This is a genomic window from Pseudomonas taiwanensis DSM 21245 (assembly GCF_000425785.1).
GTDB classification, from domain to species: domain Bacteria; phylum Pseudomonadota; class Gammaproteobacteria; order Pseudomonadales; family Pseudomonadaceae; genus Aquipseudomonas; species Aquipseudomonas taiwanensis.
Map to the genome: position 1 here is coordinate 1 of NZ_AUEC01000048.1, position 15,714 is coordinate 15,714.

At 63.3% G+C, this 15,714-nt stretch carries 9 protein-coding genes and 1 rRNA gene; 1 reads left to right on the forward strand and 9 read right to left on the reverse strand.

The features are described from left to right. Positions 1-31: 31 nt before the first annotated feature. Both mmsB and H620_RS0118395 read right to left on the reverse strand, forming a co-directional pair. The gene (gene mmsB, locus H620_RS0118390) at positions 32-922 is read right to left on the reverse strand and encodes a 3-hydroxyisobutyrate dehydrogenase (protein WP_023378675.1); all 891 of its coding nucleotides are present in this window, start codon (positions 920-922) and stop codon (positions 32-34) included. 10 nt (positions 923-932) lie between these two features. Beyond that, on the reverse strand, positions 933-2,459 hold the full coding sequence (locus H620_RS0118395) for a CoA-acylating methylmalonate-semialdehyde dehydrogenase (RefSeq protein WP_023378674.1): 1,527 nt from the start codon (positions 2,457-2,459) through the stop codon (positions 933-935). Positions 2,460-2,599: 140 nt separating this feature from the next. Between H620_RS0118395 and H620_RS0118400 the strand changes: the two genes are divergently transcribed. After that, positions 2,600-3,550 carry a LysR family transcriptional regulator gene (locus tag H620_RS0118400; RefSeq protein ID WP_027907828.1) on the forward strand — a complete coding sequence of 317 codons (951 nt, stop codon included), beginning with the start codon at positions 2,600-2,602 and terminating at the stop codon, positions 3,548-3,550. A gap of 59 nt (positions 3,551-3,609) precedes the next feature. Here the strand turns inward: H620_RS0118400 and yfiB are convergent, their stop codons facing one another. The 7 genes from yfiB to rrf all read right to left on the reverse strand — a co-directional run bounded on the left by yfiB (position 3,610) and on the right by rrf (position 15,533). Continuing rightward, positions 3,610-4,101, reverse strand: coding sequence for an outer membrane lipoprotein YfiB (gene yfiB, locus H620_RS0118405; protein ID WP_027907829.1), 492 nt, complete (start codon positions 4,099-4,101; stop codon positions 3,610-3,612). Between the two features lie 33 nt (positions 4,102-4,134). Beyond that, the gene (dgcN, locus tag H620_RS0118410; protein WP_027907830.1) at positions 4,135-5,376 is read right to left on the reverse strand and encodes a diguanylate cyclase DgcN/YfiN; all 1,242 of its coding nucleotides are present in this window, start codon (positions 5,374-5,376) and stop codon (positions 4,135-4,137) included. Further along, entirely contained in the window at positions 5,373-5,939 is a 567-nt protein-coding gene (yfiR, locus tag H620_RS0118415) for a regulatory sequestration protein YfiR (protein WP_027907831.1), read from the reverse strand. The genes dgcN and yfiR overlap by 4 nt, the downstream gene beginning before the upstream one ends. A gap of 67 nt (positions 5,940-6,006) precedes the next feature. Then, positions 6,007-8,082 (reverse strand): exodeoxyribonuclease V subunit alpha, encoded by a 2,076-nt coding sequence (recD, locus tag H620_RS0118420; RefSeq protein WP_023378668.1) that lies wholly within the window; start codon positions 8,080-8,082, stop codon positions 6,007-6,009. Then, the gene (gene recB / locus H620_RS0118425; protein ID WP_027907832.1) at positions 8,079-11,753 is read right to left on the reverse strand and encodes an exodeoxyribonuclease V subunit beta; all 3,675 of its coding nucleotides are present in this window, start codon (positions 11,751-11,753) and stop codon (positions 8,079-8,081) included. The genes recD and recB overlap by 4 nt, the downstream gene beginning before the upstream one ends. Next, entirely contained in the window at positions 11,750-15,229 is a 3,480-nt protein-coding gene (gene recC, locus H620_RS0118430) for an exodeoxyribonuclease V subunit gamma (RefSeq protein WP_027907833.1), read from the reverse strand. The genes recB and recC overlap by 4 nt, the downstream gene beginning before the upstream one ends. A 188-nt stretch (positions 15,230-15,417) precedes the next feature. After that, positions 15,418-15,533 (reverse strand): 5S ribosomal RNA (gene rrf / locus H620_RS0118435). Positions 15,534-15,714: the final 181 nt, after the last annotated feature.

The following is a 15,714-nucleotide window of genomic DNA, read 5'->3' on the forward strand; positions in this document are numbered from 1 at the left end:
AAGCACCCAACCCGCGATCAAGCCTCGCTCGTCAATCCTTCTTGCGATACCCCTCGACAATCGCCGAGAAGTCCTTGCCACCGTCCCCCCGCAGGCTCATCGCCTGGTACAACTGCTGGGCGACGGCGCCGAGAATCACCGGTTGGTGCGCCTGCCGCGCAGCCTCAGTGGCCAACCCCAGGTCCTTGAGCATCAACTCGGCACCAAAACCTCCGGTGTAGCCCCGTGACGCCGGGGCGGTCTCGATGACGCCCGGCCATGGGTTGTAGGTGTCGGAACTCCAGCAACGCCCGGTCGAGCTATTGATGATGCCGGCCAGCACCTTGGTATCGATGCCCAGCGCATTGCCCAGGGCCATGGCTTCGGACACTCCGATCATGGAGATGCCCAGCAGCAGGTTGTTGCAGATCTTGGCGATCTGCCCGGTCCCGACCTCACCGCAATGCACGATGTTGCGGCCCATCTGCTCCAGCACTGGCTTGAGGGTGGCGAACAGCTCGGCACTGGCGCCGACCATGAACGTCAATGTGCCAGCCGCCGCGCCGCCGGTGCCGCCAGACACCGGAGCATCGCCCATGTCCACCCCCTTGGCCGCGGCGGCCTTGGATACATCGCGGGCGGTCTGCGGGTCGATGGTGCTGCAATCCACCGTCGGCGTACCGGGGCGGATGCCCGCCAGTACGCCATCTTCTTCGTTGAGGTACACGGCGCGCACATGGGCCGCAGCCGGCAACATGGTGATGACCAGTTCGCTGCCAGCAGCCGCGTCCTTGGGCGAGGCGCTGACCTGCCCCCCGAGCTCGGCAAGCTCGGCCAACACGGTCTTGTTCAGGTCGAACAGGTTCAACGAGTGCCCGGCCTTGATCAAGTTGCGGGCCATGGGGGCACCCATGTTGCCCAGGCCGATGAATGCGATACGCATGGCGATCTCCTTAGCGCAGGCTGATGGTGGTGTTCACGCCGTCATTGACGCTGTCGTCATCGAACCAGCGGGCGGTGACGGTCTTGGTCTGAGTGTAGAACTGCACCACTTGCTTGCCGTACGGGCCCAGGTCGCCCAGCTTCGAGCCGCGCGAACCGGTGAAGCTGAAGAACGGAACCGGCACTGGGATCGGGATGTTGATACCGACCTGGCCGATGTCGATCTCGCTCTGGAACTTGCGCGCCGCCGCGCCACTCTGGGTGAACAGGCCGGTGCCGTTGCCGAACGGGTTGGCGTTGACCAGGGCGATGGCTTCATCGAGGGTGTCGACTTCCAGGGTCACCAGCACCGGGCCGAAGATCTCCTGGGTGTAGATCTGCATGTCGGTTTTCACCCCAGAGAACAGGGTCGGGCCAACGAAGTTGCCCTGCTCGTAGCCTGGGACCTTCACATCGCGCCCATCCAGTTCAAGCTTGGCGCCTTCCTTGATACCGCTTTCGATCAAGCCCAGAACACGCTCCTTGGCGCGCTTGGATACCACCGGGCCCACATCGGTGCCTGGTTCACAACCAGCATTGACCTTGAGCTTGCTCGCCGCCGCCTTGATGTCCGGCAGCCACTCACGGGCCTTGCCCACCAGCACCGCCACCGACGTGGCCATGCAGCGCTGGCCGGCTGCGCCGAAAGCGGCGCCGACCAGAGCATTGACGGTTTGCGTGCGGTTGGCATCGGGCAGTACCACGGCATGGTTCTTGGCGCCCATCATCGACTGCACGCGCTTACCGTGCTGGCTGCCCAGGTTGTAGACGTGGGTGCCGACTTCGGTGGAGCCGACGAAGGAGATGGCCTTGATGTCCTTGTGGGTACAGATCGCATCGACCACTTGCTTGCCACCATGGACCACGTTCAGAACGCCCGCTGGCACGCCGGCTTCCAGCGCCAGCTCGACCAGCATCATGGTCGACAGCGGGTCCTGCTCGGATGGCTTGAGAACGAAGGTGTTGCCGCAAACGATGGCCATGGGGAACATCCACAGCGGGATCATCGCCGGGAAGTTGAACGGGGTGATGCCTGCACACACGCCGATGGGCTGGCGCAGGGTGTAGGTGTCGACACCACCGGCGACGTTCTCGGCGAACTCGCCCATCTGCAGGGTACCGATGGACGCTGCGTGCTCGACCACTTCAAGGCCACGGAAGATATCGCCTTCGGCATCGGCCAGGGTCTTGCCCTGCTCGGCGCTGAGGGTCTGGGCGATGCGCTTGGTGTGCTCGCGGATCAACGCCTGCAGCTTGAGCATGATGCGCATGCGTGCGCCGATCGGGGTGTCGCGCCAGGTCAGGAAGGCGCGCTGGGCGGCGGCCACAGCAGCATCCACTTCCTCGACAGTGGCGAAGGGAACCCGCGCCAACACCTGCTGGGTGGCCGGATTGACGATGTCACGCCATTCGCTGGTCTTCGATTCGACCCATTGGCCATCGATCAGCAGCTTGACCTGTTCGACCTTGGTCTGGTCGGGGGATTGCGGTGCGTTCATCTGCGTTCTCCTTGGAATTATTGTCAGGACGAGATCGCCAGCGCCGGGGGCAAACGCGAGGTGGCGCTTGGGTCTTGGGGCTTTTTTCGAGTATAGATGTGCAAACATCCAACAAGAACGCACAAAAAAACCGGATCATCATGCAAAAAGACCTCACCTCATTGAGCGCGCTGAACTGGGACGATCTCAAGTTCTTCCTCGAAGTGGCACGCACCCGCAAGGCCAGCAGCGCCGCCAAGCGTCTGAGCGTCGACTACACCACGGTATCGCGGCGCATCAGCTCGCTGGAGGGCGCCCTGGGCACCTTACTGTTCGAAAAATCACGCACCAACGGCTTCGTGCTCACGGCCGAGGGCCAGCGCTTGCTGGGCTATGCCGAGTCGATCGAAAGCACCCTGCACATGGCCTGCGAACAGGTTTCCGGTTCTGGGGTAGCGTTGTCGGGGCATGTACGCATGGGCTGCACCGAGGGTTTCGGCAGCTTCTTCGTCACCCCGCAATTGAGCCATTTCGTCGATGCCTGGCCGGCCATTTCGGTGGATATCCTGCCGCTGCCGCACTTCATCAGCCTGTCCAAGCGCGAGGCGGATATCGTGATTGCCCTGGAACGTCCGGAGCATGGGCCGTACGTGTGCTGCAAGCTGTGCGACTACCGCCTGCGGTTGTATGCCACCCAGGAGTACCTGGACAGCCACGCGCCGATTCGCCAGGTGAGCGATCTGGTCGAGCATCCGTTCATCAGCTATGTGGATGACCTGGCGTTCAGCTCGGAGCTGCTGTACCTGGCCAACCTGATTCCCAATGCCAGTGCGCACCTGCGCAGCACCAGCGTGATCGCCCAGTTCACCGCCGCGCTGCAGGGTCGAGGACTGGCGATTCTGCCGTGCTTCCTGGCGGCGCAGGATCCGCGGCTGGTGACGGTGCTGCCGGAGGAGATCGAAGTGACGCGGCAGTTCTGGATGTATTGCCGGGAGGACTTGCGCAAGTTGAAGCGGATTACCTTGCTGTGGGATTACATACGTGAGGTGACCGAGGCGAATGCACCGCTGTTGATGGGTGAAACGCGCAAGATGCGGTTCGTTCAGACCTGAGAGGCCACAAGGCCACGGTAGGAGCCGGCGTGTTGGCTTCTACCGTGATCGCGCAAGATTCAGTACGACGCCACCACGATCGACACACGGCGATTTTCCATGCGCCCAGCGCTGCTGCGGTTGTCTGCAACCGGCTGACTGCTGCCCAGACCTCGGGTCTGAATGTTCTGTGCCGGCATGCCGATGCCAATCAGAGCCCTGGCCACACTCTGTGCCCGGCGCTCGGAAAGCTGTTGGTTGTAGGCAGCCTTGCCCGAGGCATCGGCATGGCCGTCGACCCGCACACCTTGGATACCCACGCTCAACAACGCCTTGCCGATCCGCTCGACTATCGCCTCGCTCTGGCCGTTGAGGCTGTCCAGGTCGCTGCCGAACAGCACCTTGCCCGACAGGTCATAAGCCCAACCCTCCTCAGTCGGAGCAAACCCTTCACGCTTGAGGACAGCGATCTGTTCGGCACTCAGTCCTTTGGGTGGCGCACTCTGGCAACCACCCAGCGCCAGCAGGGTCAGCAACAACGCAACGAAGGGAAAACGTAAACGCAGTATCACGGTTCAACTCCTGTCTTTTACATTTGCGGCGGACTACTCCGTCTGCGCCGCTTGCCAATGACCCCGACGCCTGCGCTTGGCCTGGTACATCGCCGCATCGGCGGCATTGAGGAGGCTGGCAGGGTCGGTGCCATCTTGCGGGTAGTAAGCGATGCCCACGCTCACCGACGTGCTGATGCTGCTGCCGCTGTCCAGTTGGATGGGCAGCTTCATGCTGGCAACGATCTTCTCGGCAATGCGCTCGGCATCTTCGCGCGACTGCATCGGTGTCAGGATCACGGCGAATTCATCACCGCCAAGGCGCGCCACCAAGTCGTGTTCGCGCAACTGGGCGCGAACGCGCTCGGCAACACAGATCAGCACTTCGTCGCCCACGGCATGGCCGAGGCTGTCGTTGATCTGCTTGAAATGGTCGCTATCGAGGAACAACAGTGCCAGGTGATCGCCCTGACGGGCCGCATTGCGCACCGTGCGGTTCAGACGGCCTTCGAAGAACGCGCGGTTGGGCAAGCCGGTGAGGCTGTCGTGGCTGGCTTGATGGGCCAGGGTCTGGTTCTCGTTCTGCAGGTGGCTGTGCCAGACCTCCAGTTCATCGAGCAAGGCATTGAAGTCGTTACCCAGTTCGTTGAGCTCGGCAATGGGTGCTTCCGGCACGCGACGGTCGAAACTGCGCTCACGGCGCGCGGCATGGGCGACGCTGGCCAGGCCGCGCAGCGGGCGGACAATGTCGCCCAGCATGCGTTGCGACAGGTAAAGGGCAACCACCGCGCTCAACAGAGTGCAGCACAGAATGCCGCACAATCCGCTGAGCAGGAATAACAACAGGCTGCGGCCCTGGCCAACCAGCTCCATATGCCCCACCTTCTGCTGCTGATGAAAAATCGGCAGGTTGATCGGTTCGTCCAGCAAGGCAGTTGCCACCCGGGCTTCCAGATGGGCAAGCATGCTGTCATCGCGGCGTTGCCAGTGCGCAAGCTGATCGCCATCGTTGTTGAAGACTTTGGCCTCGGCCACCTCTTCGGTGCTGGCGATCAGCGCCAACGCCTCATTGGCCGCGGCACTGTCGTCGAACACCACGGCGGCTTCGACGGTGTAGTTGATCGAGCGGGCAATCAAGTGCAGGTTGTGATTGGCATAAGCTTGCAGGGCAAGCACCCCGAGCAGGGTCAGGGATATACCGGCCAGCCCCACTGCCAGCAACGCCACGCTGAGGTGGCCACGGCTCAGCACCGAGCGCAGGGTCGGGCGTGCATTACGCTGCTTGCCAGGCTTCATGGCTGCACCGCTCGACGCCGCGACAATTGCAGCACGCTAGGGTGAATACGAACGCCTGAGCGCGCCACGGAGTCGAGGTTCACCTCGAAGGCGACCTGCTGGTCAGTGACCCGCAGGCAAAACAGGCTGCCCACCGTGCAGGGGTCGTCAGCCTCGCTGATGCTCAACACCGGGTGGCCGCTAACCGACTGGAAGAGGCGGTCACGCTGGCCGGGGTCAAGCCTGCCGATGTACAGCGCATCGCAGGACTGGGCGAGCTGGGCATCGTCGGCCAACAGGCGGCGCACCTGAAGCGGCTGGCCGGCGTTCTGGACATTGCCTTTGATCAGGTCGTCGGCATATTCGGTAGGCCCGACCAGGCACAAGCGCAACGGCGAAGGTGGCACCGGCCAACGGGCATAGCTGAAGATCCCCAGCACTACCTGAGTGACGGCCTTGGCCCGCTGTTGCGCCTGCTCGGCCGTCGCCGTGGCGTCGGCGCGCACAGGGCCTGCCAATAGCGACAGAGCAGCCAGAAGCAGCGAAAGCGCGCAGCGCGACAACCGTCCCCCAGCCCCTGTCATGTGGGAAATCTCTCACATCCCTTTCAAATTATTTCGCAACGATAGCATAACGCCGCCCCACAGGCGGCTAGACCTGCTCCAGCATCAGCCCCGAGATACGCCGGACCTTACGCATCACCGCCTCTTCGAAAATACCCTGGCGCGGCTCGATCAGGCTGAAGCAGTGCTTGGCGCGCGTGATGCCGGTGTACACCAGCTCCTTGGTCAGCACCGGGTTCAGGGCATCGGGCAGTACCAGGGCGGTATGGCTGAACTCCGAGCCCTGGGACTTGTGCACCGTCATGGCGAACACCGTCTCCACTTCGTTAAGGCGGCTGGGCAGGACGAAACGCACACCGCCACTGCCGTCGTTACGTGGGAAGGCCACGCGCAACAGGGGCTGGCCCTGTTCATCCGGCAGGTACAGGGCGATCCCGATGTCGCCATTCATCAGCCCCAGGCCGTAGTCGTTTCGCGTCACCAGGACTGGACGCCCCTCGTACCAGGGCTGCTGGCTATTGATCAGGCCTGCATTGTGCAGCACGCGAGTCACCCGCTCGTTCAACCCTTCCACCCCCCAGGCGCCCTTGCGCACCGCGCACAGCAGCTGGAAGTCCTCGAAATGCTGCAGCACCTTGCTCGCCCATTGCTGCCAGCGTGGGTCGTCGAAGGCGGTGCCTGGCGCGGGGCGAAAACGCCCGATGGCACGCAGGTAGTGACGGTAACCGTGTGGCCCCTCCTCGCCCCGGTTCAGGCCATCGAGCAACAGGCGGTCGAAGGCACGATCCTGTTCACCGCGCAGGGCAAGGCCAAACACGTCCGCCGGTGGCAAGGTCAACAAGTCGCGCGCAGCTTGCGCCTCCTGGCGGTTGACCAGACGAGCCAGTTGGCCGATACCACTGCCCTCGCCGAAGCGGCGGGAGAAACGCAGCATCACCACCTGCTGGGCGAGTGGGTTGCGCTGTGCATCACCGGCCTTGAGACCGCTGTTGGCCAGCGATTGGCCGCCCACCTGCTCAAGCCAGGCTCGGGTTTCAGGCGAATAGCAGCCCTCCTCCGCGTCCCGGCACAGGTCACCCAGCACGGCACCGGCCTCGACCGAGGCCAGCTGGTCCTTGTCGCCCAGCAGAATCAGGCGGGCCCTTGGCGGCAGGGCATCGAGCAGGTTAGCCATCATCTCCAGGTCGATCATCGAGGCTTCATCGACCACCAGTACATCCAACGGCAACGGATTGGCGCTGTGATGACGGAAATGCCGAGACCCTGGGCGACTGCCCAGCAAGCGGTGCACCGTACTCACGTCGGTGGGAATCTGCCCGCGTACCTCGGCGCTGACCTGCAGCCGCTCGACCTGCTGGCCAATGGACTCGGTCAGGCGAGCAGCGGCTTTGCCGGTCGGCGCGGCCAGGCGGATGCGCAGAGGCCGGCCCTGCTCGACCGCCGGAGCCTGCAGCAGCGCCAGCAGGCGCACCACCGTGGTGGTCTTGCCGGTGCCGGGGCCGCCAGTGATGATGCTGAAGCCTGCCCGCGTGGCCAGGGCACACGCGAGCTTCTGCCAGTCCACCTGGCCTGCCGGTGAGCCACCATCGAACAACTGGGCCAGACGTTCGGGCAGTTCATCGGGCGGTACCTCGCCGCGGCCCAGGCGTTGGCGCAGCGTCTGGTCGATCTGCCGTTCGTAGCTCCAGTACCGGCGCAGGTAAAGGCGCTCGCCACTGAGTACCAATGGACGCGAACGCTGCTCATGACTATCGCCGGCGGCCACCAGTAGGCTGGCGGCGATACGTTGGCGCCAGGTAGAGAGGTCCAGATTCGCCAGCAGTTGCGAGGGCAGCATCAGCGGACCGGCCAAGGCATCGCCTTCGGGCGGCAGTGACAGGGCGAAGTCCGGTTCGGCCAAGGTCTGCTGCAAGTCCAGACAGACATGGCCATGGCCCAGCTGATGACTGGCCAGCGCCGCCGCCAGCAGCAACAAAGGATCACTGCCCGGCGCCCGCTCTTCGAGAAACGACACGAACGCGCGGTCCAGGGCGCGTAGCCAGCCCCGCTCTACCCAACGGTCGAGCAATTGCAACAGGTCGTTGCTGTCACGTTGCGGCGCCAGTGCCTGCAGGTGCTCGGCATCCAGCGGCGTGGGCAAAAGATCGTCAAGGCTTCGGCTCATGGCGCGACTCCGGCAAACAGGTCCTGCTGTTCGGGTTGGTGAACGCCACGGAACAGGGCATCCAGCGCGTCGATCAGCACTCGGGGAGGTTTGGCGAAGTACACGCCGTGGCCGCTGCTGGCTCCCCGCAGGAAAATGAACAGTGCACCGCCGACATCGCGGTCGTAGTCGTAGTCAGGCAGTCGTGCGCGCAACTGGCGATGCAGGGCCAGCAGGTACAGCACGTATTGCAGGTCATAACGGTGCTCCAGGATGGCTTTTTCCATGGCCATGCCGTCATAGGCCTGGATGTCGGGACCGAGCCAATTGGACTTGTAGTCCGCCACGTAATAGCGGCCATCGCGCTCGAAGGCCAGGTCGATGAATCCTTTGAACATGCCATTGAGCAGCGTCGGCTGGGCAGCCGGACGGCCAGCACCGGGGTGCGTGTAGCGTGCCACCAGGCGGTCAAGCTGCTCGGCGTCGACCTGGTGGCTCGCGAACCAGAACTCCATCTCGATCTGGTAGTGCCGCAACTGGGCGAGTGACAGCGTCGCATCGCCACCGTCGATCGACAGCGGCTCGGTCAGCAGCCGCTGCAACCACTGGCTCAAGGCCGGAATCCAGCCGGTCCAGTCTCGCCGATTGCAGCGTTGGCCCACCGTGCGTTCGAGCAACCTGGGGTTGGCGCTGACCTCGGCAAAGCCCTCGCGACCGGCCCATTCGAGTAGGCCATGGAGGAAGGTGCCGGGGTTCGGTCCGCGGGGGAAGCGGTGGATATCCCCCCCTTCGGCTGGCACTTCACGCACCCGTTGGGCATCGACGGCTTCATCATCGAGCAGTTGCTGAGCCAGGGAGCTGTCTGCCCCCAGGGTTTGTTCGCCAACCCGCAGCGCACTGTAGGAAGCGATCCACCAATGCTCGGCCGCGGCCCGACGCGGTTTGCGCGCCGGCACCATTTCTTGCTCGCTGCGCGGTGCGCTGTACAGCGTTTCATCGACTTCAGGAGGGCTGGAGCAGACGATATGGCGGCAAGCCGACGCCAATGCCTGTAACCAGTCCGCCAACAGTTCAGAGGTGGGAAGCGCCAGCCCGCCGCCGAGCAAGTAACCCAGCGCCGAACGGTGCAACTGCGAGCTTTTCTGGTTGCCACGCTTGAGATCGGCAATACCCAGCCAGCAGGCATGCTGGGCGCGGGTGAGGGCCACGTAGAGCAGACGCAGGTCCTCGGCGAGGCGTTCGTCGTCGGCCTGAGCTATCTGTTCTGGGGTGGGCGTCAAGGTCAGGTGGGCGTTGCCCGCGCCGTCGTGCCAGGCCAGCGGCAGTCGTGAGCCATCCACCGGTTTGCTGGTGCAGATGAACGGCAGATAGACAAGCGGATACTCCAGGCCCTTGGACTTGTGAATCGTGACTACCTTGACCAACTGCTCATCGCTTTCCAGACGCAGAATTTGCTCCTCGCCGGCCTGGCCCGAGTTGGCCAGGTGCTCGGCCAGGTGACGGATCAGCGCCTGCTCGCCATCCAGTTCGGTGGCGGCCTGTTGCAGCAGCTCGGCCAGGTGCAGCAGGTTGGTCAGTACACGCTCGCCGTCGGTGCGGCCAAGCAAGGTTCGGGGCAGCTCGAAGTCGTGCAACAAGTGGCGCAGCATCGGCAGCACGCCCTGGCGCTGCCAGAGTTCGCGGTAGTGACGAAAACGCATCACCCAGTCTTCCCAGACCCGCTCATCCTGGTTGAGCTGGTCCAGCCTGGCCAGCGGCAGGTCGAGGGTGAGGCTGGCCAGGGCAGCCTTGAGCAGGCGCTCGGAGTCCGGCTCGGCGCAGGCCTTGAGCCAGGCCAGCAGGTCATGGGCTTCCTGGGCGGCGAACACCGAGTCCTTGTCGGACAGGTACACACTGCGCACGCTGCGCGCCGCCAGTTCGCTGCGAATCAACTGCGCTTCGTTGCCGTCGCGCACGAGGATGGCGATATCCGAAGGCAGGCAGGGACGCCAGTCGCCATCCCCCTTACCGAAGCCGATCGTGCCCTGCTGGCCGCCGTTGAGCAGGGTCACGATGTGGCTGGCGCAGCTGGCCGCAAGTTGCTGCCGGTAGAGCGTACTGGAGATCGGTTCGTCACGCTCCAGTCGCCAGCAATGCAGTGCCGCGCATGGCTGGCCATCGACGAGCAATTGCTCGCTTCGACCTTTGGCCTTCACCTCTACGAAGGGCAATGGGTTGTCATGCGCCTCGCGGAACAGGAACGCCCCTCGCCCCTGCGTCCGGCCTTCTGCCTGGAGGAACACTTGGTTGACTGCCGCGACCATGGCCTGGCTGGACCGGTAGTTGGTGTCCAGGCTATGCAGTCGGTCGGCGGTGGCACGTCGGGCAGTCAGGTAGGTATGGATGTCGGCGCCGCGGAAAGCGTAGATCGCCTGCTTGGGGTCGCCGATCATGAATAGACCGGTTTCCCGGCGATTCTCGGTAATCCGGTAGATGCACTCGAAGATGCCGTACTGCACCGGGTCGGTGTCCTGGAACTCGTCGATCAGCGCCACGGGGAACTGCTCGCGTATCAGTCCCGCCAAGCGCTCACCAGCCTCGCTCGTCAATGCCTGCTGCAATCGCGTCAGCATGTCGTCGAAGCCCATTTCCGCACGGCGGCGCTTCTCCACTTCAAAGCGTGCCGATACCCAGCCCGCAGCCTGTTCCAGCAAGCGTGCGTCGGGACTGGCCAGGGCCTGCAATTGCTGCTCAAGCGACTGCATGGCATCCAGTCCGGGATGCGCCGGAGGCGCGCCCGACTTCCAGATCTCGGCCATGCCGTCTGGGGTGAGGCGTGTGAAACCGGTGCCCAGTTCCAGCTCCGCGAGCTGATCGTCGCTGGCCCAGGCACGCAGCTTGTCGAACCATGGGACGAAAAACCGCGCCTGTAGTTTACGTCCGTCGACCTGCTTGGCAGCGACGGCATCCTGGCAGAGCTGCTGTAGCTCGTCGGCCCATTGCGCCCAGGGCGCCTTGAGTTGGCGCAGCTGTTCACCGCGCTGGCGCAGCGCAGCCTCGATCAACGCTTGTGGCTCTGGCCCGTCCAGGTCGATGGCCACTCGCCCGAACAGCGGACGAATACGGGGAAGCAGCGCGTCCGGGCTGCCCCAGTGGTCGCGCACCCAGGCCAGTGCTTCGCCCTGCATGGCGTAGCAGAAGCGTCGCCAGTAGTCGCGCATCACTTGGCCCAGCAGCTCGCTGTGGTCGGTCTCCAGGCTCTGCGTGAACAAGCTTCCACTGTCGAAGGCATGCTCGCGCAACATGCGCTGGCACCAGCCGTGAATGGTAGATACTGCGGCTTCATCCATCCACTGAACGGCGATTTCCAGACGGCTGGCGCAGCGCGGCCAGTCGTGCTCGGGATAGTCGTCACGCAGCTGCTGCAGTAGCGGATCGGCGGCGGCCAGTTCGCCCCGGAAGAAGCGTGCAGCCTCGGCCAGGCGGGCACGAATGCGCTCGCGCAACTCCTTGGTGGCGGCATCGGTGAAGGTCACCACGAGAATTTGCGGTGGCAGCAGTTCGCGACCAAAGCCTTGTTCGCCGCCGTGGCCGAGGATCAGGCGCAGGTACAGTGCGGAAATGGTGAACGTCTTGCCCGTACCGGCACTGGCCTCGATCAGCTGGCTGCCATGCAGGGGAAAACTCAATGCCAGAGGTCGAACCTGGGTCATGCGCCACTCTCCGGGTTACCCAGGGTTTGCCAGGGTGCGGTAAATAACGGTCGGTACAGGGTCTCGCACCAGCCCTCGAAGGTCTCGTCGGCCATGAGTGCGGCAAAGTCGCGGAACTGGCGCGCCAGGGCGAGGCTTTCGCTGCGTTCGCCAAAGCTGGTTCGGCCATCCCCTTCATAGGCACGCTCAGCGGCGGCCAGGGCCTTCTCCGGGTCTTCCTGGGCGAGCCAGGCGAACGCTGTCTTAGCGGCCACCGGCAGCGGTGAGTTCATCGCCGCCTGGCGTGCCACGAGCAGGTGGCCAAGCAGATTGGCGGCATCCGCCTGTGGCAGGGGCGGCAGCAGCAGGGTCAGGTCACTGGCCACCACGGCACTGTTGAGCGGATAACCGGCAGCGCAGGCTGCCAGGTGCATCACCCAGCTTGCCGTGAGGCGGTGCCACTTGAAGTTGTTGCGCCCGGCACTGATGGTATTGGGTACCGTGGTGACGCTAAGTAGGCTCTGGTCATCGGCCTGGTAGACGCGTCCCAACCAACCCTCGAGGCGATGCTTACCCTGCTCGAAATGAATTGGTAGCGCCCCCTCAACCAAGGTTGGCCAGCGTTGCAACAGTTGTCGGTGACGTTGCAAAAGATCAGGCAAGGGCTCGACCAAGTCGGCCTGCAGCAGTTCACCGAAGCCCGCCAGAGGCAGCGCCCCACAGGCCTGCAGACGACGGGCCTGGGCGTGCAAGGCCTGCTCGGCGTGGTCGGGATCGGCCAGCGCGGCGCCCAGCAAGCTTTCGCTGGCGCTGTAGCGTTGCAGGGTGTCGAGCACGAACGGTTCCTCATCTGGGGTTGGTGCTTCCAACGCCTCGAAAAACACTTTCAACCGTTGGCTGAAGAAATGCCGGACCGGGTGACGCAAGAAGTCCTGCAGTTGCATCAGCGTCAGGGCCTCCTCATTGTCATAGGGCGCCAGTGCGTCGCTGAGTGGCACCTGTTCGACTGCCTGATGCAGCACCTGCCACTCATGGGCATAGCTGAACAATGCACTGCCCTTCTGGAAATAACGCCAGCTGAACGGCTGCAATGGATGCTCCTGGGTCAGGGCATGCAACAGTTGCTGGCCGGGGTCTTGCTGTTCGCCATCCTGGGCACCGAGCAGGCGCCAACCGGCCGCAAGGTGGTCACGCAACTGGCCAATCAACACCGAGGCTGGCCGCTCGCTGTTGTCGCGAATGCTGCGACCGACCCAACTGACATACAGCTGGTCCTGAGCCGAAAGCACGGCTTCGAGCAGTAGGTAGCGGTCGTCTTCACGGCGGGAGCGGTCACCTGGACGGTAATCGCTGGCCATCAGGTCGAAGTCCAGGGGTGGCTGGGCGCGCGGGTAATCGCCATCGTTCATGCCCAGCAGACAGACTACACGGAAAGGAATGGCGCGCATGGGCATCAAGGTGCAGAAGTTCACCGACCCGGCGAGAAAACGCTGAGACAGCTTGCCCTGGTCGAGACCGGACAGCCAGGCCTCGCGCACGACGGTAAGCGGCAGCAAATCCTGCAGCCCCACGGTTTCGCAGACTTCGAGCCAGCTGTCGCGCAGCTCCTGCAATTGCATCAAGAGGAATTCATCGTGTTCTTCCTCTGCCAGGAAGAATACCTGCAACAGCGCGTGCAGACGCTCGCCCCACTGCGCGGCGGTAGCGGGTTGGCGCAAGGCTTCGCAGGCCACGTCCAAGGCCTCCAGCAGCGCCACCAATGGGCCGATCAAGGCAGCGTCGAGGCCGCCGATCTCATCGTAGGGCTCGATGCCGTCGCAGCTCTCACCCACGCCGACGGCATAGCCCAGCAGCATGCGGCGCAAACCAAATCGCCAGCTGTTCTGCTCCAGGCCTTCCGGCAACCCCAGCGAGGCCCTTTGCTCGGCACTCAAACCCCAACGAATACCGGCACCCTCGATCCAGCGATGCAGTGTCGGCAGGTCGCTCTCACGGATGCCGAAACGGGCGCGAACGGTCGGGACATCCAACAGATCGAGTACTTCACTGACGGCGAAGCGGCTGTCGGGGAGCTTGAGCAGGTACTCGAGGGCGATCAGCAGTGGGTCACGACCACGCTGCCCCTGATCGGTGAGGGTGTAGGGGATATAGCGGGGATCGTTACGCTGCAGTTGACCGAACACAGCGCGAATGTGCGGGGCATAGGTGTCGATTGCCGGGAGCATGACGATGACGTCACGTGGCCTCAGGGTAGGGTCGGCGCTGAACCGGGCAAGCAACTGGTCATGGAGGATCTCGACCTCACGCTGGGGGCTATGGGCCACGTGGAAACGCACCGAACGATCCTTGCCAGGGTCGACTTGTGGCCACCGCTCGCGGGTTTCCGCGAGCGGACGAAGTTCGAGAATGTCGTCTTGCAACTGGTTGAGCAATGTAGTGGGCGCGCCGTCGCTGAACAGGTCGATACGCCCATCGCTGAACACGCCCCGGTAGCTGCCAGGGTCGTCGTAGCTGTCGAGCAGGTTGATGTAGTCGCGGCCCTGCTTGCCCCAAGCGGCAAGCAGGGGATGGGCATGCTGATGCAGCGATTCATCATCCAGTTGCAAGGGCATGCCCTGCTTGCGCTGCTGGCGCTTGTACTGATGACGCAGCAGGTCCTTGTCGGCGACGATATCGGCCCAGTGGTGACGACATGGGTTGTGCACACAAAGCAAGACCTGACTGAAACGGGCCAGGCCGGCCAACGCCTCCAGTGCCTGGGCAGGCAAGGACGAGATACCGAACACGATTACCCGTGAAGGCAGGCCCGCCGGTGCGTCTTGAAGTTGGTTGATACGCTCGATGAAGCGTTGGTGCACTCCGGCACGGCTCTGGGCCATGCCTTGCTCGCCGACATCTTCCAACAGCGCTCGCCACAGCTCGGCTTGCCAACGATTACCGGGGGCCAACGGTTTGCGTTCGCCACGGGCGGTGTTGAGTACATGCTCACCGGCAGCCCAGTCCTTCAGCCAATCGGCGCGGTAGACCTGGTATTGGTCGAACAGGTCGGCAAGGCGTTCCGCCAACTGATAACGCTTACGCAGGTCGCTGTCGTCGGTGAGGAAACGGCGCAGCGGCTCGAAATGGGGACGTTCGATCAAGGCGGGAAGCAAGCGCATCAGGCGCCAGGTCAGCGGGGCCTTGTCGAGCAGGGATACCTCGGGGATTTCTTCGCGCCCCAGTATGGCCCGGTACAACTGCCACATGAAACTGCCAGGTAGTTGCACGTCAATGGCGGCCGCGATGCCACAACCTCCTTGATCGTCGTCCTGCGGGTCCTCAGCCAGGGCCAGCTTGAGCCACTGCGCGATGCCGTTGCTTTGCACGAGGGCGATTTCGTTTTCCAGTGGCGCCAGCGGGTAGCGCCGCATCCAGCTCACCACCAGGCTTCGCAGGTCATCCAGTCGGTTGCCGTGGACGATCATGAAGCCGGGATGAAGTGGGGTGCTGTTAGCCATTGAGCGTTCTCTGGTAACTGGTCGGTTCTGGTGCGGAACCATATCACGGGGCAGACACCGAAATGTGTCGCAGTCGGTTGTGCGACAGCCCTTGAACTGGGGGGCGCGGTGCGCCAGAGCAGTAGTGTTCTGCGCCAGAAAGACAAAACCCCTACCTGCTCGCGCAGATAGGGGTTTTGCGAAATGAATCTTGACGATGACCTACTCTCACATGGGGAAACCCCACACTACCATCGGCGATGCATCGTTTCACTGCTGAGTTCGGGATGGGATCAGGTGGTTCCAATGCTCTATGGTCGTCAAGAAATTCTGTTGCCAGAATGTCGTGTAAACACTCTTGGCCAATTCGGATATGTGAATTTGTGGTCTTGCGAACTTTCGGTCGTTTCGTCTTCACCACCGCAATCTGCGTCAGCAAATTGCTTGGGTGTTATATGGTCAAGCCTCACGGGCAATTAGTATTGGTTAGCTCAACGCCTCACAGC